This is a genomic window from Deltaproteobacteria bacterium (genome assembly GCA_016210045.1).
GTDB lineage: Bacteria > UBA10199 > UBA10199.
The window spans coordinates 56,491-76,844 of record JACQUX010000021.1 but is presented as its reverse complement, the minus strand read 5'-3'; the positions used below and the strand labels follow the sequence as shown (position 1 = coordinate 76,844).

Genomic DNA, 20,354 nt, shown 5'->3' with positions numbered 1-20,354 from the left:
TGTCCCCGATCGTTGCTGTGATTCCTAATCGTTCGTGTTGTCACAGTCCCCCCCAGCCCCATGTAAGGGTCCACACCACTCCAGCCTGGATGTTGAGCAAGTCGAGTGCCATGGGGAGTGTCGAAAAAACCGTGCTTTATCGAATGCGTGCAGTCTGTAGGAGGAGTCCTACAATGGAATGCGCGGGTGTTTTTCTCTGCAAAACGCGCAGAGTGGGTGATCCTGCGGCAAGTTTAAATTAGCCAGCGAGCGTCATGTAAGGATGGTTGGTCTACTGTCCGAGATAGGCGTGGCGGACTTCGGGGTTGTGGAGCAACGCGGCGGCGGCGCCTTCCAGCACGATCCGGCCGGTTTCTAAGACATAGCCGCGGTGTGCGGTTTCGAGCGCGAGGAACGCGTCTTGTTCGACGAGCAGGATCGTGACGCCGCGTTGGTTGATCGTCTTGAGCGTGGCGAAGATTTGTTGCACCAGCGCCGGTGCGATGCCAAGCGACGGTTCGTCGAGCAGCAACAGTTGCGGACGCGCCATCAACGCGCGGCCGATTGCGAGCATTTGTTGCTCTCCGCCGGAGAGGGTGCCGCCCGATTGGGCGAGGCGTTCATGCAGCCGCGGAAATAGACTGAAGACGAACGCGAGATCGTCCGCGATGGCGCGCGTGTCGCGGCGCTGATAGGCGCCGAGGGCTAAGTTTTCGCGGACCGTCAAGTTGTGGAAGATCAAGCGTCCTTCCGGAACGTGCACGACGCCGGCCGCGACGATCCTGTGCGGCGGCAGCTGCGTCAGTTCTTGCATGGCGCCGCTCCGCGCATACGCGATACGGCCGGCGGTGGCGGAGAGGATACCGGAAATGGTCCGCAACAGAGTGGTCTTGCCGGCGCCGTTGCTGCCGATCAGCGTGACGATCTCGCCCGGCGCGACGTGGAGCGAGACCCCTTGCAGCGCCTTGATTCCGTCGTAGCACACATGGAGGTCGGTGATGGTTAACATAGCCGCTTATACCTCATGATACGGCTCTCCTAAATAGGCCTCGATCACTTTGGGATTTTGGCGGATCTCCGTCGGCGTGCCGTGGGCGATCGTGACGCCGTAATCGAGGACGATCAATTGCGGACAGAGGGTCATCACGACGTGCATGTCGTGCTCCACCAGAATGATGCCCAAACCGTCGGCGTGCAGCGAGCGAATCAGGCCGATCAATTCGTTTTTTTCGGTCGGATTCATCCCGGCTGCGGGCTCGTCGAGCAGCAGCAGCTGCGGTTGGGTGGCAAGCGCGCGCGCGATTTCCAAACGGCGTTGGTCGCCGTACGGGAGGGAGCGCGCTTGATGCGGTGCTTGCGCGGCGAGGCCGAAGCGATCGAGCAGCGTCGTGGCCTCGGCGACGATCGTCTCCGTCTCGGCGCGCGCGCGGCGGCTGCTGCGGGCCACGCCCCACAGGTTGCTGTGCATCCGGCGATGCATCGCGACGGTAATATTTTCCAAGACGGTCAAGTCACCGAACAGCCGAATATTTTGAAAGGTCCGCGCGATCCCGAGGCGGTTGATTTGATGTGGCGCGAGTCCCGCGATGGCCTGTTGTTGAAACGTGATAGTGCCTTCGGTCGGCGGATAGACGCCGGTGAGGATATTGAACAGCGTGGTCTTGCCGGCGCCGTTTGGCCCGATGATGCCGATGAGTGCGCCGGCAGCGAGTTGCACGTTGAAATCGGCGAGCGCAGTGAGGCCTCCGAAGCGCATCGTGCAATGGGCGATGTCGAGAAGTGCGGGCATCAGCGCGGGCTCCGTTGGTGGTGTACTAATGCACGGATCCATTGCCACGAAAATTCCCGTCGCCCCAGCAGCCCCTCGCGGCGGACTAACATGAAGATGATGAGTAACAGCGAATACAGGATCATCCGGTATTCGCTGACGGTGCGGAGCAATTCTGGCAGCGCGGTGAGGAGGATCGCGGCGAGGATGGAGCCGGTGAAACTGCCTAAACCGCCGAGCACGACCATTGCGACGAATTCGAACGAACGAATGAAGGTGAAGCTGTTGGTGTGGAGATAGGTCAGATAGTGGGCGAACAGTCCGCCGCCGAGTCCGGCGAAGAAGGCGCCGATGACGAAGGCCGTGACTTTATAGCGCGTGGTCGAAATCCCGATTGCCATGGCGGCGATTTCATCTTCGCGCACGGCGTAGAAACCTTGTCCCTTCGGCGTTCGCACTAAGTGCCAGAGGATCCAGACCGTGAGGCAGACGAACAGGTAAATCCAGAAAAAGTTCGCGCGTTCGGCAATGCCGGGAAAGCCGCGCGCCCCGCCGACGACGTCCAGATTGAGAATGACGACGCGAATGATTTCGCCGAACCCGAGTGTCGCGATCGCCAAGTAATCGCCGCGCAGCCGCAACGACGGGAGGCCGACGCACCAGCCGACCGCGGCCGCGACGCCGCCGCCGGTCGCCAAGGCGCAGAGAAACCACCCGGTTTCGCGGACACTCGCGGGAAGGAATGCGCCATGCGTGGCGATCCACGGGTCGCCGAATGTCGTCATCGCGGCGCTGACGTACGCGCCGATCGCCATGAAACCGGCGTGTCCGATCGAGAACTGTCCGGTGATTCCGTTAATGAGATTCAGACTGGTCGCCATGATGATATTGATGCCGACCAAGTTGAGGATCTGGAGTTCGTACGCGTACACGTCGGCGGCGAATGCCTGGATCAGCCAATTCAATCCCCAGAGGCCGACGAGCAATACGATGAGTTTGCCGATGCGCGCCATGTGTTCACACCTTCTCCACCACGCGCTCGCCGAGCAGTCCTTGCGGACGGCACAGCAGAATCACGATCAAGATAATGAACGCGAGCGCGTCGCGATACGTCGAGGATAAATAGCCGACGACCATCGATTCCGAGACGCCGATCAGCAGGCCGCCCAGTAATGCGCCGGGGATGTTGCCGATCCCGCCCAACACCGCCGCGACGAAGGCCTTCAACCCCGGCAAAATGCCCATCAGCGGTTCCACTTTCGGATTCGAAATCCCGACCAAAATACCCGCCGCGGCTGCGAGCACGGAGCCGAGTATGAACGTGAACGAGATCACGCGATTCACGTTGATCCCCATTAAATGGGCCGCGGTGTGGGAGAACGAGACGGCGCGCATCGCGGTGCCAATGCGCGTGCGCATGACAATCCAGCGTAAACCGAGCGCGATCGTCAGCGAGACGGCGAAAATCGTGACTTGGATCGTGTTGAGGACGATGCCGCCGACGGCGAATACCGGCCGTGCGGTGAGCAGCGGCGGAAAGAGTTTCGGATCGGGACCGAACAGCCATTGCCCCGCATATTCCAGAAAGAGCGAGACGCCGATGGCCGTAATGAGTGCCGCGAGTCGTGGGGCATTGCGCAGCGGTCGGTATGCGAGGCGCTCGATCAAAAAACCGAGCACGCCGCAGACGAACATCGAGCCGCCGAGCACTAATAAAAATTGGAAGAAGGTGCCGGATTCCGTGATCCCGAGGGCGCGGCCGAGGTAGTAGCCGGTCATCGCGCCGATCATATAGACATCGCCGTGCGCGAAGTTGATCAGCTTCAAGACACCGTAGACCATCGTATAGCCGAGCGCGATCAGCGCATAAATGCTCCCCCACGCCAGGCCGTTAATCAGTTGTTGGAGAAATGTGTGCATGCGTTAGCGGTGCACGATCATCAATACACGCTCAGAGTGTCTCCGGCAACCATCTTGGAGGAGTGGCCAAATTTAATATTGAATATTTATAATGGATGTTATAGGCTTTTCCTATGTTTCAACGGGCACTTACTGACTATTTTTTGCGAGCCGTAAAGAGCTTTCCCGTAATCATCTTAACGGGCGCGCGGCAGACGGGGAAGAGTACGCTCTGTCAGAGCTTGCTGCATACCTCGCATGCGTATGTGTCGCTTGAAGACCCCGATGTGCGGGCGCTGGCGCTGCAGGATCCACGGACTTTTTTACAGATCCATCCACCGCCAGTGATTTTCGACGAAATCCAGTATGCGCCCGATCTTCCCAGTTATCTGCAAGGGATAGTCGATGCCGACCGCCACACGTATGGCCAATATGTCCTCACCGGTTCGCAAAACTTTCTGTTGATGGAACGAGTGTCGCAATCGCTCGCCGGACGTGCGGCACTGTTGACGCTGTATCCTTGTAGTGTGGACGAAGTCGATGGTGGCGATGCGTCGCCGCGATCCACACCGGACGCCGTAGCGGACTGGATCCTGCGTGGCGGATATCCGGAACTCCGTGCGCGTCCGGAATTGGATCGGCGCACGTGGTGTGCCAGCTATATCCGGCTTTTTTTGGAGCGCGATGTCCGCCAACTAACCAATGTAGGAGACTTAGACACCTTTGAACGCTTCCTCCGACTCGTCGTATTGCGCACCGGCCAAATCTTGAATGTGAGCGAGCTGGGCCGGGATGCCGGTGTCAGTCAGCCGACGGCGCAGCGCTGGCTCTCGATCCTGCAGGCCAGTTACCAAATTTTTTTGCTGCGACCGTTTCATGCCAATTTGAGCAAACGGTTGATCAAGGCGCCGAAGCTCTATTTTGCGGATACCGCCCTCGCAACGTATCTTATGGGGATCCACGATCCGGCTACGCTGATTCATGGCCCTTCCTACGGCGCGTTGTTCGAAACAGCCGTGATCATGGAACACCTGAAATGGGCGGCCCAGCGTGGCGACATGCCGGCGCTGACATTTTTTCGGACCAAAGAGGGCGTTGAAATCGATTGTTTCATCGAACAGGGACAGACACTGTACGCGCGCGAAATAAAGAGTACGCGGACGCTGGTTCCTCAACTCGCGGAACCACTGCGTATCGTGGAGACGTTGCTGCGCCGACCGTTGAAAAAAGAAATCCTTGCGCCGGTCGGGACGGAATCCGCGTTGGGAGCAGACATCCGCGTGCGACCCTGGCATCATGTTGCGTGGGCGTGAATACAGTAATTTATCCCGGCTCCACGGCGCTGTGGAAGCGGGCTTTGCCGGCGTCGATTTTCATGATCACGATCCGCTTCACCGCGTTGCGTTCGTGATCGATGCTCAACGTTCCCGAGACGCCGTGAAAATCTTTGGTCTTGGCCAATGCGTCGCGGATGGCCGGTCCTTCCGTGTTGCCGGCACGCGTGATCGCGTCGAACAACACGAGCGCGGCTTCGTAACCGACGGCGGCGGTGCCGTCCGGGTCTTGGTGGTATTTCTCCCGATACGCCGTGATGAAGGCCTGGCCGAGCGGATTCGGGTCGTCGGGTGCGAACGTGGTCGTGAAATACGCGCCGTTAATGGCCTCGCCGCCGAGTTCCACGGTCTTCGGCGAATCCCAGCCGTCGCCGCCTAACAGCGGAACGGCAATCCCGAGTTCCCGCGCTTGGCGCGCGATCAGGCCGATTTCGGTATAGTAGCCGGGGATGAAGATCGTGTCCGCGTTGGCGGTCTTGAGCGACGTGAGCTGCGCGCGGAATTCGACATCGCCTTCGCTGTAGGACGCATCCGCGACGATCGTGCCGCCGAGACCGGTAAACGTCTTGCTGAAATATTCCGCCAATCCGACGCTGTAGTCGTTCTTCACATCGCGCAAGATCGCCACGCGTCGCGCGCCCAGTTGCTGATACGCGAACTTCGCCATCGCGGCACCTTGGAATGGATCAATGTAGCAGACGCGGAAAATGAAATCGCCGACTTGGGTGACTTTGGGGTTGGTGGAAAACGGCGAGACCATCGGGATCTTGTGGCGTTGGCATTCCGGCGCCGCGGCCAAGCTGCGTGACGACGCGTTTTCGCCGATCACGGCGACGACTTTGTGTTGCTTAATGAGTTTGACGACGGCGGTCTTCGCCTGTTCCGGCAAGCTCTGATCGTCTTCGTAAATCACTTTGACCGGCCGGCCGAGTACACCGCCTTTCGTGTTGACTTCGGCCACGGCCAAGTCGATCGCCATTTTCCCGGATTGTCCCCATGTCGCGGTACTGCCGGTGAGCGAGGTATAGACGCCGATCCGAATTTCATTGCCGGCGTGTTGACACCCGAGCGCGGCCAGCAATCCCAGCGCGAGTAGCCATCGTTTCATATTGCCTCCTTATATAATGTGGCTATGGCCCTTTCGAGATCGTGGCCACATCCGTGATCCGTCGGTCGAAGACAAAGGCGCCGTGGGCGATTTTGATGATGACGATCGGTTTTTCGGCGTTGCGCTCGCGATCGATCGTGATCGCCCCGGCGACGCCGGGGAAGCCTTTGGTAGCGGCCAACGCGTCGCGGATCTTGGTGGAGTCGACTTTGCCGGCCCGCTGCGTGGCGTCGAAGAGCAAATGCGCGGCGTCGTAGGAAAGCGCGGCGATGGCGTCCGGAATCTGCCCGAACCGCGCTTGATAGGTCGTAATGAATTGATGCACCAGCGGCGAGGGATCGTCTGCGGCGTAGTGATTAGAGAAGTAGCTGCCCTCCAACGCCGGTCCGGCGATCTCAAGCGTCTTCGGCGAATCCCAGCCGTCGGTGCCGAGCAGCGTCGCGGTGATGCCCAATTCGCGCGCTTGGCGGGCGATCAAGCCCACTTCGGTGTAATAACCGGGGATGAAGATCGCTTCGGGCTGCTTGGCCTGGATCGCGACGAGTTGGGCACGAAAATCGACGTCGCCTTCCGCAAAGGCTTCGTCGGCGAGGACTTCGCCGCCTTGGCGGGTGAACGACTTGCGAAAGAATTCGGCTAGCCCGACGCTGTAATCGCTGCGCGCGTCGTGGAGGATCGCGGCCTTAGAGACCTTCAACTCTTGTCGCGCGAACGTGGCCATCGCGCCGCCTTGAAAGGAATCGATGAAACAGGCGCGGAAGATGTAATCGCCGACTTTCGTGACGGTCGCATTGGTGGAGGTCGGCGTCAGCATCGGGATCTTGGTGCGTTGCGCTTCCGGCGCGGCGGCCAGTGTGCGCGAAGACGCGACTTCGCCGAGGATCGCCGTCACTTTGTGTTGCCGGATCAGTTTCAATACGGCCAGTTTCGCCTCTTCCGGTTTCCCTTGGTCGTCTTCGACGATCAGATTGACGGGGCGCCCGAGTACGCCGCCGCGCGTGTTGATCTCTTCGCTGGCGAGCTTCACGCCGTTATGCGCGGATCGCCCGAACGTGGCGGTGCCGCCGGTCAGCGAGGTATAGAGACCGACGCGGAATTCGTTCTGTTCCGCTGCCCGTCGACACGCCATGCCGCTGCCGACGACGCCGAGACAGAGCAGGGTTGCGATCCATCGTGCCAGACTCATACGACGTGGACCTTGGCCTTCCCGCCGTACGCATCCCACCACGGCTTGGCGCCTTGGCGGATCGTCTGGTTCAGCGCTTGGATGTTGGTGACGCCGCGGTCAGACAGCCAGCGGGTCAGCGCGGCCGCGCCCTCTTTGGCATAGACCGGAATGCCTTCCTTCCACGTGGCCCGTCCGCAGAGCACGCCGTTGTACGAGACACCCGTCTCGGCGGCGAGTTCCAGCGCTTCGCGGAATTCCGCATCGCTGACGCCCGCGCTCAAATAAATGAACGGCTTGGTGGCAACTTTCGCTGTTTGGCGGAACAGCTCGGCCGCGTCGCGTTTCGTATACGCCACGCCTTTATTCGCGAAGGCCTTGGCCCCTTCCACGTACTGCAAGTTGATCGGGACTTCGACTTTCAGGACATCGACTTGATAGGGCGGCTTGGTAAATTCTTCCATGCTGCAACGCACGATCTCCGGCTTGATCTTCGCATAGGCCAGCGATTTTTCCTCCGCGCCGTCGACCGGATACCCGACGCATTCGAGGAAGAAGGGGAGGTCGTACGCGGCGCATTCGGCGCCGACCCGTTCGGTCCATGCGTGTTTGTGGGCGTTCACTTCCGGCGTGTCGAATGGGGTGTAATAGAGCAGGATCTTCACGCAATTCGCGCCCGCGTCTTTCAGTCGCCGCACCGACCAGGTCGGCAGCAAGTCCGGAAGCCGTCCCGGTTTCGTGTTGTCGTAGCCGCTTTCTTCATACGCGAGCAACAGGCCGCACCCTTTGGCTCGGGCGCGTGTTGCGGGTAGGCCCCATTGCGGATCGAGCAGCATGGCGGAGGCATGCGGCGAGAGCACTTGCGTGACGGCGGTCTTGAATTCTTCCAGCATGGCGTCGGTGATGGCCGCTGCGTCGACGCCGCGTTCTTTGGCGATGGCTTTCTTCAGTGAGCCACGCTGATCCATTGCGGCCGCAGCGATAAAGCCTTCCGGAGTCGAGACGGCCATCAGTTGGTCGTACTTGCCTTTGGTCATAGTCGGCATATGCCTCTCCTTTTGGTGCGCAACGCTCCTCCTCGTCGCGTTTCGATCTTTTCTACCGCGGGCCATGGCTTCGCTACCGCTCCGCCGCCCTTACTCCTTTGTGTGATGGTGCTATTGCAGTTGCGCGAGTGCGGTCGCCAATCGTTTCAATCCCTCTTCCAGCGCGGGCATTTCCAACGCGTACGACAGCCGAATAAAGCCGGGCGCGCCGAAGCCCTCCCCTGCAACCACGGCGACGTGAGCCTGGTCAAGGAGATAATCGGCCAGTTCGAGCGAGGTCGTGATGGTGCGCTCGCCGGCAGTCCGTCCCAAGAAATGGGTCACGTTGGGGAACGCGAAGAATGCCCCGGCGGGTTCCGGCGTCTGGAGGCCGGGAATGGCGCGTAAGCCGCGCATCGTGGCGTCGCGTCGTTGCTGGAAGGCGTGGTGCATCGTCGCGACGCAGGCCTGGTCGCCGGACAGCGCTGCGACGGCCCCGTGTTGCGCGAAACTGGTCGGATGGGTCACGACTTGACTGTGCCACGCGGTCATCTTGTCGATCGCGGCCGCCGGCCCCGCTGCGTAGCCGATCCGCCAGCCGGTCATGGCATAGGTCTTGGAGAGGCCGTTCACCAGAATCGTTTGCTCGCGACATTCCGGCGCCGCAGTCACAAAACTGCTGAAGGTCGCCGGCGGATAGACCAGGCGGTCGTACATTTCGTCGCTGATCACCCACAACCCGCGCGCCGCGCAAACACGGCCGATTGCGGCCAACGCGGCGCGGGAGTAGACGACGCCGGTCGGATTACTGGGACTGTTCAGCATGACGACTTTCGTGCGTGACGTGCAGGCCTGCTCCAGTTGCGTCGCGGTCAGCGTGAGATCCGGCCGCGTTTGGGTCTCCACGAAGACCGGAACCCCGCCGCAGAGTTTCACTTGTTCCGGATACGAGACCCAATACGGCGCCGGCACAATGACTTCGTCGCCCGAGTCGACGAGCACTTGCAACGCGGCGAAGAGGGCCTCTTTGGCGCCACATGTGACGAGGATTTCGTTCGCTTGGTAACGGAGATCGCAGTCCCGCTGCAGCGCCGCCGCAATCGCCGTGCGCAAGGCCGGCAATCCCGCCGCCGGACCGTATTTCGTCATGCCGTTGGTCAGCGCCTGCGCGCACGCGGCCTTAATATGGGCCGGGGTGTCGAAGTCGGGTTCCCCCATACTGAAGTCGATCACCGAGATGCCCTGCGCGGCCAGCGCCTTGGCCTTGGCGGCCGTGGCGAGCGTCGGTGAAATGGCCAGGGCAGCTGTGCGTTGGGCGAATGGCATGCAAACCTCTATGGGTTGAGTTTATTGCGCAAGCGTTGCTCGACGATGCCGTGCATCATTTTCGTGGCATTGCCGCCGAAGCGGATCACATCTTTAATGATGGTCGAGCTTAAGTGGGAATATCGGCCTTCGGTCATCATGAACACGGTTTCCATTTGCGGCGACATCGCCTTATTCACGAGCGCCATTTGGAATTCGTATTCGTAGTCCGACATGGTGCGAATCCCGCGCAAGATCGTCGTGATGTGGCGCCGCCGCGCGTAATCCACTAACAGCCCTTCGAAGGCGTCGACTTCAATACGCGGTTCCGCTTGGAAGATTTCGCGCAGCATCGCCACGCGTTCGTCGGCGGAAAAGAGCGGATTTTTACTCGTATTGACCGCAATCGCGACGACCAACCGATCGAACAACTTGAGTCCGCGTTCGATAATATTCAGATGCCCGTTGGTCGGGGGATCGAAACTCCCAGGACAGATCGCCGTATGCATCGGGCGGCGTCGTACTGCGTTCGGTACCAGGGGTCAAGTTGGAACAGCCACTTCACGTTTGATGACGAATTGTGTTACTCCCTATCGCATGCGTTGCTCTTGTTATGTTGTTTTTTTCGCCGTGATGCTCTTGCACTGTACCGCCGGTGCGCGCGAGCCGCGGTATCGGCCGCTCAGTGCGACCGGGCTGACGCCGCGGGCGACGGAGGCCGATGCGGGGTGGGGGGAGGGGGCCTATCTGTTGTTCGGACTCTCGCTGATGAATCTGGATCGGGACCGCAATATTCTCACCGGCGAAAAATTCGGGAGCGATTACCAACTCGGATATGCGTTCACGGTTGGGTATACGGTCACCGACAACTTGGCCGCGGAACTGATGGTGCGGCTCTCTCATGCCAAGGCCGACTTTTTCGGCGAGGAGCGGACCGAATGGGCGGGGCTGGCGAATCTGAACGCGCGCTACGTCTACGTCCCGCACGAAAGCTGGTTGGGCGACAAGGCCGCGTTGTTGCCATATGTGAAAGGCGGCGGGGCGCTGTTCGTGCTCGGCGTGAAAGGGGGCACGGAAAACGAGTCGAAGGTCGGCGCGATCGGTCCCGGCGTGGCGTTCGGCGGCGGACTGCTGCTCGTCGCTGGGAAGCCGGGACTGATGCTCGACCTCGGCGTGGAAGAGGCGATTATTTTTCCCGACAAAAAAGAAGTGAGCGGCGTCGCGATCACGGACGGCAAAGTCGATCTGCAATTCTCCGCTGGGTTAAACTTAGGCGTGCATTTTTAGGGCGCCACGCGAACCCGCCTGGCCTCTACCGCTTCGACCAGCAGTTGCCGAATAACGGAAGCCTTCGAGTTCGCTTGAAATCTGGCGAGTTGTTCGATTTCTGCCGCCAGCCACATGGGGAGATCCATCGGGGGGAATTTCATGGTCTTGCTCAGACCCTCCGTGGGTGTGGCGGTCGAAAAATTGATCGCTACTTCACCGGCGTCGAATCGTTCGTCAAAGTCCCTTGGCTTTCGCTTGCCGCTCTTCTTCATGGCGTGCCCTCCGCACTGAAATGATCCGAATACCTTGCCGGGTCACGGTAAAGATGCCGACGTAGTATTTACCTCGGCACTTGCCGATCACTGCGTGGCGCGGCCCGTCCTTGTTGTACGCAATGCCGGCGGCCAACAGGTTGGGACCTTCAAAAATGTGATCGCGTGCTTCCTCGAAGCTAATGCCATGTTTGGCCTGGTTTGCGCGGTTCTTTGCGGCATCCCACGTGTACATACGTATTGTATATCAAATTTATATAAATATGCAATGTCAACTGAGTTGAGTGTGAAAATTGACAATATGCATCAATTGATGCATAATTGATGCATATTGCATCAGGAGGGCGATGATGGCGCGGACGACGATCAATCTCAAAGACGACCTATGGCGGCGACTGCAGCGGATGGCCGACGCGGATAATCGCAGTATGCCGAATCTGATCGAAACGATTCTCACCCGCCATATGGAAGAATCCCAATTCGTCGACGCATTGGAAATGGCGACATTACATGTGGATGAGACGCTCCAAAAAGAGATCAAACGGAGTTGGGCAGACTATCAAAAGGGTCGTTACACCATCGTAGAATGATATGGCGTATCAGATCGCGGAAACGGAGCCATTTGAGCGCTCGTTGAAAAAAACAACCTCGCCGTTCGAGGCGCGCCTGATTCGTGACCGGCTCCGCAGCCAGATTTACCCGCAGCTGCGGGCTGAACTCCACTTTGGTCCGCAGATTAAAAAGCTCCGTGATTACGATCCACCGACGTATCGCTATCGGATCGGACATTTTCGATTGTTCTACCTCATCGACGAAGTCGCCAAGACGGTCGTGATTGCCGCCGTCCGCCATCGCAAAGAGGCCTATCGTTAGCCGGGATTGATTGTCATACGCCGCACGAAGCTCACCACAGTTTGCCCGTATGTGCGTTGGTCGGTCAGCTGCAAGGTCGGCGGGAGTGCGAGTACGAGTTTGTGCTCGTGCTCGATCAAGATGCGTCCGGCGGGGGCGAGCAGCGGCGTTGCGGCCAGCTGGGCGAGTGTCGGAGCAACGAGGTCTTGGGTGTACGGCGGGTCGATGAAGAGCAGATCGAATGGCACGGTCCCTTTCGCGAGGCGTTCCAGCGCGCGGTCGACTGAGGCGCGGACAATGGTGGCGCGTTCGAGCAGTCCGCAGCGTTCCACATTGGCGGTGATCAGCGCGATGGCGCGCGGGGATTGGTCGATGAACGTGCAGTGCGCGGCGCCGCGGCTTAAGCCCTCGATCCCGATCGCGCCGGTGCCGGCAAATGCATCCAGGATGCGGAGTCCGGTCACGTCCCACAAGATGTTGAAGAGCGATTCCTTGACCCGATCTTCGACCGGACGGATCGGATCGTCGCGTTTCGGTCCCAGCAACGTCCGGCCTTTGGCACTCCCGGCGATTACGCGCATGGCAATCTCCTAGGGTGTGTTTGCAAAATAATTTCGGTGTGTATTGCGTCCGGGGGCGACGGTGCGGGTGGGGTATCTCCCAGGGTACGCGGTCGCTGCGCCATCGAGGCGCAGCGCCGCTCACCCTCGCCGATTTCGTCATTCACAGACGCATGGAGAAATCGGCTCCGAGAGCCCCTGGGAGATACCCCACCCGCACCGTCGCCGGTAGTATGAGGGCCAGATTGCTTGTAACAGTGGAATGTTTTCGTGAGTTGTTCTCTTGTCATCAGATCGGCTACGTTCGGTAGGGCGTGTTTGCAAAATCGATTTCGATGTTCGGTGGCCTGTCTGCCCCCTCCGCCCGGCCCTCGTATCGAACGCGCGCCACTGCGTGATGGAAAATCCTGCATTGCCGTATCAATTTTACAAACACGCCCTAACACTCCCCCTCACCCAACTGCAATGGTGAGCAATGCTCCTGCTCGTCGCATTGCTATAACCGCTGCTGCGGGCCATGCAGCGGCATAGGCCGCTGCGCCCTTAGCCTCCCCAAATGGAGAGGACAGCGGCATTCAGTGCACCATTTTTGCCATGAAGCCTAAGCCCACGGCGAAGAACCAGCCGAGCACGAGCAGCAGGCCGAGTGCCGAGCCGATGACGCCGAAGACGAGGCCGGTCTTCGCAATGGCCCGTCCGGCGGTCGGCGCGGCGCCGTTGTCGATGGCCGCGAGTTCGAGTTGTCCGACGATAATCGCCGGAATGCCGGTGAAGAACAGGCAGCACGGAATCAGCGCGAGGAGTCCCAGCACCAACGCCGCCATCGCGCGCCCACTGATGCCCGCCGCCGTCGGCGGTGTCGGCGCACTGCCGTGACTTGTCGGTGTGTCGGTCAATTCACTATCCATGTGATGTCCGTACTCAAGCGCTTAAGCACTTAAGCACTCCCCTCCCAGGGCGTTTGCTTCGTTGAAAGGGCGCGGCAAGTCAATAGAAAGGTGGTTGGGGAAAGCCGTGACTGGTGACTGGTGGCTGGTGACTCGTGACTGGTGGCTGGGGATTGGGAACAAAGTGTGTCGTGCGGGCTGTCCCCCAGTCACCAGCCACCGCTTTTCCCCGTCACTCCCGCCGCACGTGCGCCAGCGTGCGGATCGCGATGGCCGAGGCGCGGCTACGCTCGCCGCTGGCGTAAAGGAGCATCGCAGTGAGCGCGCCGGCTCGGGTATTCTCCTGGTCGCGCCATTCGCGCTGGGCCACATGTGCGAGGATCCGTGCTTGTTCTGCCGCAGTGTACGGAGCCAATCGAGGCGGGATCGCGTCCGTCCAACGGAAGTCCGCATACGTCATGCCGGACGCGGCGATCTTGATCCCCGCTTCATCCCAACGTTGTGTGGCCCGATCACGACTGGCTTGTAACAAGCGGGCCAGCCAATCAGGGAAGAAATCTTCATCGACGGTGCCGTATCTGGCGTGGTCGCGCTGTTGGGTCAAGACGAGTTCCAATAGCGAGAAGTCCTGGTCGCGGCGCGCCCAGTGCGTGAGTAGCGGGAGAAGACGGTGGATGGAGGTCATTTGCCTACTGAAGCCGTAACGACTGTAATGAAGTCGATGGAGAGCCGCCTCGGCCTCAAGCCGAAATGTCTCCCGGCGCAGCGCGAGGATCCGGTCCGGAATCGTGGGCAAGTCGGCAATGGCGACGCCAAAGTCGTCTGCCAGTTCTGCGGGTTCTGCGAGCGAGATTTCGTGTCTTCGGGCGGCTGGCGGATCATCTCCGGCCGCAGTCAACAGGCCGGCGACGATGCCGTGTGCCGGGTCGGGCGATAGTTCGTGGGGTGCGGCGCGCGCCGCGAGGCGGGCTTGGCGGGCGGACTCGACGCCATCGATGCCGATCGAGAAAGTTCTTGGTTCGAACTGGTCATCGGCCTCCGCCCGCGGATACGTGAAGCGAAGCAATGTATAACCGCCCATCCGGACGGTCACGGTGCCACCGAGCGGTGACAGGGGATGAGACGCCTTGGACGCGAGCGTTGTTACCGATGCGTTCTCCATCGCGTTGCCTTCCAGCGTCAGTTCGCCGTCGCCGCTGTTCACCAGCGTCCATGCGCCGTCTCGATAATCGAGCGCCACGGTGCCGGTGCGGGAAAAGAGCGCATTCTGGCCATGGAGCGCGACAACAAATCCGTCAGTTCCGCTGGTAGTCACTTGGAACGGCACGCGGACGCCCTCCGCCCGTTGAAACGTCAGGCTGAAGGCCGGGCGCGCGCTGGCGAGTGCGGCCATCGTGTCGTCGGCCAACGCGAGTTGCACGAATGGACGGTCGGGATCGCGTTGATCCATCATTGTAATGCTGCGCATGAGGAGCTGGACCGGATCGATCGGTGGCGGCTTGCCGCCGCCCCAGAGGCGCGCGACCAAGCGCCCGACAGGGCCGAACAGGGAGCGCCAGCCGCGGCGCGGTTCCCCGTGTGCTGCGGGGACCAATGACCGCCCAGGTCCCACGGCGCGTGCGTGGAGTGCTGCGGGAACGACCGGGTACGCCGAGCGCCGTATGATCGGCTGTTGCCGGACCCTGGACGGCAGCTGTCCCCCGACTCCTGGTCTATTGGAAATGGATTTGGCCATAGTACGCGACTCCCCCCAACCCCGATACCCCTACATATGTATCGGCAGTTCGCGGAGGAAGTTGCGCCGTACTAGTCCGCCGACTCATGCGCATATGCATCGCAGGGGGACAGGTACCGTGCGATGCCCATTTGGCAGGCATTTGACGGTACCTGTCCCCCTGCGATGGTTATTGCCAATCACTAGCCACCAGTGATGCTTCTATCTACCAGCTCGCGCCGCCGCCGCCGCCGCGACTTCCGCCGCCACCGCCACCACCCCCACCGAAGTGGAAGCCACCTCCGCCCCCACGATGGCCGCCGCCGCCTCCGAAGATCGAAGATGACGATGATGATCTCGATCGTTGGCTGCTGCGGAATAAGGCCGCTGCGGCTCGGGCCGCGGCCGCGCTGGCCTCGGCGGCCTCGAGCTCGCGACGTTCCCGCTCGCGTCGGCGCCGCCGTTCTTCCTCGGCCCGTGCTTCGGCAATCCGTCGCTGTTCGGCGTCGTAATCCTCCTTGGCCCTGGCGATGCCTTGTGTCCAACTCTTTTCTACCGCGTGGACGAGTGCCAACTGCGCGACCCAATCCACCGTGCCGCTCGGCGTTTGGAGCCGTGAAAACAGCCCGTCGCCAGTGTCGAGGTATGAACCGACGCTCAGGCTGTATCCGCCGACGGTGCCGGCATGGCCGCAGCGCAGGCCCTCCAACGCTGCGCGTCGCCGTGCGTATTCCGCGGCGGCATCGCGCAATTGTTGGACGTAGCGGCCAGCGTCGGCTTGGTCCTCGGCCGCCTCGGCGCATTCTTTCAGCGCCAAATTTGCGTTCCGCAATGCGGTGACATATTCGCGCTGCTCAACTTGCTCGCGCGCGCCGGCCAGCGCCGTGCGCGCTTCATTCAAGTCCACGTCTGCGTCTTTTGCTTCGCGCTGGGCGTCCGTCATATCGCTGCCGCCGAACTCCCCGCGCATCTCCGCGACCGTCTCGCTGCTTCGCGCTTGTGCCGTGGCGATTTCCTCGATCCGCGCCGTGGCACGCGCGATCGTCGCCGTGGCGTCTTGTTTGGCCTGCCGCAATGCCTGCATCGCTGCGCGGGCGCGCGCCAAGTCTTCCGTGATCTCCGTACATTCATCCGCGATGCGTCGGGCCATCGCGGCCGCGCCGAAGTGATCGCGCTCTGCCAGACACCGCGTGGCCATCGTGCTGGCCTCATTCCCCTCGGCGTAGTCTTCGCGCGCCTCGGCGAGTGGGGTGTTCACAGCCTCCATCGCGCGCGCGGCGTGTTCGGTGCTGAGCGCTGCGGCCTCACTTGCCGTGCGTCCGATTTCTCCTTCGAGGTGTGCCAGCGTCCCTCGCACGTTCGCCAGTTCTCCGCTGATGCTGGCCATCACCGCGCGCAACCGTTCCTTGCGACCTTGCGCTTCGGCGTATGCAGTGACGACCGCATCGCAGGCGCGATCCACATCTTGTTCATTGCCGGTTGCGGCGTTCAGCATGTCATCCACGGCTCGGAGTGTTTCGGTCGCGGCTCGCTCGGCCTCGCGCGGATCCAGCGTCCCGCTCACGGCTGTTTGCGCGTAGTCGATTGCAATCGCGTCGCACTGCACTTTCGCCGCGCGCGCGGCCTGCACGTCTTCGATGATCGCTGCGATGCGGGCGGCGAACGCGGCGTGTTGGGCCTGGTAGGCCTGCAATTGCTCTAAGTAGGCCACCGGATCGCGTTGCTTCAACGTGTCCAATTCCGCCCACGTCCGTTCCGGTTGGGTCAACGGATGTTGGTCCAGCCACGCCAGTGGGATCTGCGCGGCGACGAGTTGCGCGCGTAACTGTTGCAACCCGGTCGGCGGAAAGTCCACGCGTGGATCGCGCTGTAGGGCATCGATTGCCAGTTCGATCTTGGCCCACGCCTGCTGCGCGCTCTCGTAGGTGGTTTCCAGCCCGCGCTGAAAGACGTCCATCTCGATTGCTTCGACCGTGACGGTGTCCGCAGCGACGGCGAAGAGCCCTTGCGTGGCGCGCACGGTTTCGCGCTGGAACGACAACGGTTCCAGCAGCCGGGCCGCCGCGCGTTCGACGGCCGGGAGTCGTTTTGTATACGGTGCCGCAGAGACGATCCCGCGGCATTCCGCCACGCGCGCCTCCAGTGCTTCCAGTCCGCCGAAGATCGTGACGATCTGCTGCGAGACGTCGGCCAACAGGCCGCGCGTCCGTTCGCCAGTCAAGTCGTGCAATGCGGTGACTTGGGCCGCATCCCGTTTTTGAATCAGCGCGAGCATCTGTTGATACGCGGCGCTGTTCTTATCCGCCAAGGCTTGCAAATTTCGCATCAGCCATTCGAGGCCTCGCCGATAACGTCGTTGTCGCCGCAGGCCGTAGATGAGACTGCCGAGCAACAGCGCCAGACTGGCGAAAACGCCGCCGGCGATGGCAAGCCGGCGAATATGCTGCTGCCGCCATAATTCGCTGATGCGGTCTTGCAGCGCCGCCGTCGTTCGATCCAATTCTGCCAATGCCGTCTCCATCTCATTCACGCCGGTTTCCAACGCCACATGCCGGGCCTTGTCGATCGCGGCCTGGGCAGTCGCGGTGTCGGTCGTGGTCAGCAAGTCTCGGTGTTCTTGGAGCAGTTCGGCCGCGGTTGCGGCTCGCTGCTGCAATGCCTCTCGCAATCGATCCAGCTCGGCCATGTATGCTTGTAATGGCCGTTGCGCGCTCTCGATCTCACGAGCCACGCGCTCATGCGCTTCGAGATCCTTCGGATCGAGGGCGTCCGCCGCTGTGAGGGCGGCGTTGAGTGGGGCGAGGGCGTTGGGGAAGAAAACGTTTTTGTATGGTGTGTCATTTGCCTTGGCATCTTGCAACGCCCGTTGCAGCCGGTCCCGCGCCGCGTTCCAACGCGCCATGTGGGATTCCATCGCCTGCTTGGTCTCTTCAATGGCCTTGGCCCCGATTTGGAGCCTGCGGTGGTCACTATTTGCGGTGAGCTTCGATGCGTGTTCTCGAGCCGTGTGGTAGGCTGGCGCCACTGGGGCGAGATCAGTCTGGTGTGCCACCAACAAACGGTCGCCCTGTTCCATCGCGGCCTTGATCCGGCCCTGCAGCGTGGCTATTTCAACGACGAGTTCGCGGAGTGCCGTGAGTGGACGTGTCAGTTCAGCATAGGCTTGCCGCAATTGCTCTAAATCATTGCTGCTCAAGGCGGGCATGGCGCGCTCGATCGCGCTTAGCAGTGCCGTCGTATCGGCGCCGGCCGGAACATTGGGGATGACCGTCGTGGCGGCGTGTAACGCGTCTCGCAGTTGGGCCTGCGCTGCCGACACGGCCAATCGGTAGCGCTGATTCAAGTCGTCCACTAACGCCTTGAGTCCGTCGGCGAAGCGGCCACTCTTTGCGTAGGGAATGAAGACCTGCTGCGCAAGCGCCGTGAGCGCGTCGCCTTTCAGCCCCAGCCCCTCTTGCCACATCGCGGCCGGCTGAATCGCGACCGATCGTTCCACCATCGAGAGCGCGATCACGGTGGCGCGGCGCGCGTCGAACCGCGGATCGGTTTGCCACTGCTTGGCGACTTCCCACCCCGCGTCGTTGGTGGTGTCCGCGTCGCGGACCAGTCCGCCGACGCTATGTAAAGATGACGACGTAAAACGGAAAGTGCGTTTGTCCGCTAAAGAAGTCGGCGGAGAGGATTGAAATTCCGCCATGCTCACTGGTGAATGCGCCCTGATATCCGTCGGGCACGAAATAGACATGTTGGCCGGGAGTGAAGTCCGGGCGACTGCCTTCGTATTCATCCGCCTGCGCAACGGCCGACAGTACGACACTGGAGGCTGTAAACAGTGCAAACGCCGCAGCGCCGACGTTGTAAATCCCGCGACCATGCAGGCCGGAAGTTCGAGACGCCGTTACCGGTGCCGTCGAGCGAAATTGCAACGCGGCGCGGCCGTTCCCGAGGCCATACGTGCCGTTGGAAAACCCCAATGCCCCGGAATAGACCGTCGTGCCCGGCGTGCGACTGCGTTGCTTGCCTCGCGGTGCGAGCCCCAATTGCCGCCGTTGCGCAGACTGCCGTGCCGCCTGTCGCTGCATCGTCCGAATCACGCTCATGAGCATCCTCCTCGTTGGGTTCTGTATATCGGCCTGGTGTCGAAGAAGTTGCGTGTTATTTTGCGGCGCAACTTTTTTTCATCTGAGCCGATAACGACCGTAGTGGAAGCGAGTTTGACTGCGCATGAAGGCCATGCCCGGAGCCGGCGATGGGTGACGGACGACTGAAGACACAAGCCACAGTGGATTTCCCCGGGAGCTGTGTCCCGTTCGTCGGCACGCACGATCGAGAATGGCGCTGTATTCTGGAAGCCGATGGCCCGGTCGCGCTCGTCAATGCCGATCCGCGACAAACCATGGTAATGACCGACACGGGAGCCGCGACCGTCCCCGCCTGTTTGTACTACGACCCAGCGATGCAACGAATTCGCTGGCAGGCGACCGCTGCGTGTTACGCGGCCCTCTCTCCGCGCATGGCCGCACGCCGAGCCCACGACGCGCGTGCGGCTGCGGAACTCGGCGCCGCGATCGATGTCACGCGGCATCGCGGCAACGTGGTCCAGCATTTCCTGGCGCACAAACCGGCGACGGCTGCGTGGCTGGTACAAGTCGCAGAGCGTCCGGAAGTCGATCTGCCGCCGGCGTTTATCGCGGCGATTGTTTCGATTGAAACGAAGTGGATGTTGAATCCCCCGCAGAATCGGCTGGGACTAGGACAAGTGGAACCACTGACTCGCCGCGCCATTGTGGCAAGCGACGAGTTTCAACAAGCCTGGCGCGGACTGCACGGGAACCATGCCGTGCCTGTGCCGGAGCCTGCGGAGTCGGTGCTCTGCGAACTATTAGTTGTCGGGATTCGTTTAGCGCGGATTCGCACCCAAGACGACGTGCCGATCCCGCATTTCGGCGATCCACATGACGTCCCGTTGCCCGTGCAAGTCCGGATCGCCCAAGCCGCCCGTGTGCTGTATGGATATCCCGGTCTCCCCACCGTGGCCCGCAACGTCCTCGCGTGGGGTGCGGGCGCCGCGATCGGCGTGGACGGCGTGCGTGCCGGCTTCGCCGATCGCCTCGATGCCTTCGGCCACATTACGCATCGTTGGCTGCGGGACTTTCAAGACGTTGGGGAAGCGGACGCGGCAGGCAGCGTGACGAGTCGGAGCGAATAAACCGTGCA

Annotated in this window: 21 protein-coding genes; 5 read left to right on the top strand and 16 right to left on the bottom strand. The window is 61.3% G+C overall.

The features are described from left to right. Positions 1 to 271: 271 nt before the first annotated feature. The 4 genes from HY696_06765 to HY696_06750 are packed head-to-tail and all read right to left on the bottom strand — an operon-like array spanning position 272 to position 3,667. On the bottom strand, positions 272 to 988 hold the full coding sequence (locus HY696_06765) for an ABC transporter ATP-binding protein (GenBank protein MBI4238106.1): 717 nt from the start codon (positions 986 to 988) through the stop codon (positions 272 to 274). Between the two features lie 6 nt (positions 989 to 994). After that, positions 995 to 1,768, bottom strand: a complete 774-nt coding sequence (locus tag HY696_06760; GenBank protein ID MBI4238105.1) for an ABC transporter ATP-binding protein — start codon at positions 1,766 to 1,768, stop codon at positions 995 to 997. Continuing rightward, positions 1,768 to 2,760, bottom strand: a complete 993-nt coding sequence (locus HY696_06755; GenBank protein ID MBI4238104.1) for a branched-chain amino acid ABC transporter permease — start codon at positions 2,758 to 2,760, stop codon at positions 1,768 to 1,770. Before HY696_06755 ends, HY696_06760 begins: the two co-directional genes overlap by 1 nt. A gap of 4 nt (positions 2,761 to 2,764) precedes the next feature. Continuing rightward, positions 2,765 to 3,667, bottom strand: coding sequence for a branched-chain amino acid ABC transporter permease (locus tag HY696_06750; protein ID MBI4238103.1), 903 nt, complete (start codon positions 3,665 to 3,667; stop codon positions 2,765 to 2,767). Positions 3,668 to 3,780: 113 nt separating this feature from the next. Here HY696_06750 and HY696_06745 point away from each other — a divergent pair, with 113 nt between their 5' ends. Next, entirely contained in the window at positions 3,781 to 4,959 is a 1,179-nt protein-coding gene (locus tag HY696_06745) for an ATP-binding protein (protein ID MBI4238102.1), read from the top strand. Between the two features lie 10 nt (positions 4,960 to 4,969). Here HY696_06745 and HY696_06740 read toward each other — a convergent pair whose 3' ends face one another. The 5 genes from HY696_06740 to coaD form a co-directional block, all read right to left on the bottom strand. After that, positions 4,970 to 6,088 (bottom strand): ABC transporter substrate-binding protein, encoded by a 1,119-nt coding sequence (locus HY696_06740; GenBank protein MBI4238101.1) that lies wholly within the window; start codon positions 6,086 to 6,088, stop codon positions 4,970 to 4,972. Positions 6,089 to 6,110: 22 nt separating this feature from the next. Then, positions 6,111 to 7,274, bottom strand: a complete 1,164-nt coding sequence (locus HY696_06735; GenBank protein ID MBI4238100.1) for an ABC transporter substrate-binding protein — start codon at positions 7,272 to 7,274, stop codon at positions 6,111 to 6,113. After that, positions 7,271 to 8,299, bottom strand: a complete 1,029-nt coding sequence (locus HY696_06730; protein ID MBI4238099.1) for a tagatose 1,6-diphosphate aldolase — start codon at positions 8,297 to 8,299, stop codon at positions 7,271 to 7,273. The genes HY696_06735 and HY696_06730 overlap by 4 nt, the downstream gene beginning before the upstream one ends. Positions 8,300 to 8,410: 111 nt before the next feature. Beyond that, on the bottom strand, positions 8,411 to 9,604 hold the full coding sequence (locus HY696_06725) for a pyridoxal phosphate-dependent aminotransferase (protein ID MBI4238098.1): 1,194 nt from the start codon (positions 9,602 to 9,604) through the stop codon (positions 8,411 to 8,413). Between the two features lie 8 nt (positions 9,605 to 9,612). Further along, positions 9,613 to 10,092, bottom strand: a complete 480-nt coding sequence (coaD, locus tag HY696_06720; protein ID MBI4238097.1) for a pantetheine-phosphate adenylyltransferase — start codon at positions 10,090 to 10,092, stop codon at positions 9,613 to 9,615. A 121-nt stretch (positions 10,093 to 10,213) separates the two neighbouring features. Between coaD and HY696_06715 the strand changes: the two genes are divergently transcribed. Beyond that, the gene (locus HY696_06715; protein MBI4238096.1) at positions 10,214 to 10,870 is read left to right on the top strand and encodes an acyloxyacyl hydrolase; all 657 of its coding nucleotides are present in this window, start codon (positions 10,214 to 10,216) and stop codon (positions 10,868 to 10,870) included. Here the strand turns inward: HY696_06715 and HY696_06710 are convergent. Together HY696_06710 and HY696_06705 are read right to left on the bottom strand one after the other, a co-directional pair. Then, positions 10,867 to 11,124, bottom strand: a complete 258-nt coding sequence (locus HY696_06710) for a hypothetical protein (protein MBI4238095.1) — start codon at positions 11,122 to 11,124, stop codon at positions 10,867 to 10,869. The two genes, HY696_06715 and HY696_06710, sit on opposite strands and share 4 nt — an antisense overlap. Continuing rightward, on the bottom strand, positions 11,087 to 11,359 hold the full coding sequence (locus tag HY696_06705; GenBank protein ID MBI4238094.1) for a BrnT family toxin: 273 nt from the start codon (positions 11,357 to 11,359) through the stop codon (positions 11,087 to 11,089). The genes HY696_06710 and HY696_06705 overlap by 38 nt, the downstream gene beginning before the upstream one ends. Before the next feature lie 112 nt (positions 11,360 to 11,471). Between HY696_06705 and HY696_06700 the strand changes: the two genes are divergently transcribed. Both HY696_06700 and HY696_06695 read left to right on the top strand, forming a co-directional pair. Next, positions 11,472 to 11,714, top strand: coding sequence for a ribbon-helix-helix domain-containing protein (locus HY696_06700; protein MBI4238093.1), 243 nt, complete (start codon positions 11,472 to 11,474; stop codon positions 11,712 to 11,714). A gap of 1 nt (position 11,715) precedes the next feature. Continuing rightward, positions 11,716 to 11,997, top strand: a complete 282-nt coding sequence (locus HY696_06695) for a type II toxin-antitoxin system RelE/ParE family toxin (GenBank protein MBI4238092.1) — start codon at positions 11,716 to 11,718, stop codon at positions 11,995 to 11,997. On the opposite strand, the gene rsmD is transcribed toward HY696_06695, so the two are convergent. The 5 genes from rsmD to HY696_06670 form a co-directional block, all read right to left on the bottom strand. Further along, positions 11,994 to 12,557 carry a 16S rRNA (guanine(966)-N(2))-methyltransferase RsmD gene (rsmD, locus tag HY696_06690; GenBank protein ID MBI4238091.1) on the bottom strand — a complete coding sequence of 188 codons (564 nt, stop codon included), beginning with the start codon at positions 12,555 to 12,557 and terminating at the stop codon, positions 11,994 to 11,996. The two genes, HY696_06695 and rsmD, sit on opposite strands and share 4 nt — an antisense overlap. A gap of 554 nt (positions 12,558 to 13,111) precedes the next feature. After that, on the bottom strand, positions 13,112 to 13,444 hold the full coding sequence (locus HY696_06685) for a DUF4190 domain-containing protein (protein ID MBI4238090.1): 333 nt from the start codon (positions 13,442 to 13,444) through the stop codon (positions 13,112 to 13,114). A 211-nt stretch (positions 13,445 to 13,655) separates the two neighbouring features. Beyond that, positions 13,656 to 15,158, bottom strand: coding sequence for a hypothetical protein (locus HY696_06680; protein ID MBI4238089.1), 1,503 nt, complete (start codon positions 15,156 to 15,158; stop codon positions 13,656 to 13,658). A 205-nt stretch (positions 15,159 to 15,363) separates the two neighbouring features. Beyond that, entirely contained in the window at positions 15,364 to 18,834 is a 3,471-nt protein-coding gene (locus tag HY696_06675; GenBank protein MBI4238088.1) for a hypothetical protein, read from the bottom strand. Then, positions 18,755 to 19,237 carry a hypothetical protein gene (locus tag HY696_06670; protein ID MBI4238087.1) on the bottom strand — a complete coding sequence of 161 codons (483 nt, stop codon included), beginning with the start codon at positions 19,235 to 19,237 and terminating at the stop codon, positions 18,755 to 18,757. The genes HY696_06675 and HY696_06670 overlap by 80 nt, the downstream gene beginning before the upstream one ends. 149 nt (positions 19,238 to 19,386) lie before the next feature. On the opposite strand from HY696_06670, the gene HY696_06665 reads away from it, so the two are divergent. Then, positions 19,387 to 20,346 (top strand): hypothetical protein, encoded by a 960-nt coding sequence (locus HY696_06665; protein ID MBI4238086.1) that lies wholly within the window; start codon positions 19,387 to 19,389, stop codon positions 20,344 to 20,346. Positions 20,347 to 20,354: the final 8 nt, after the last annotated feature.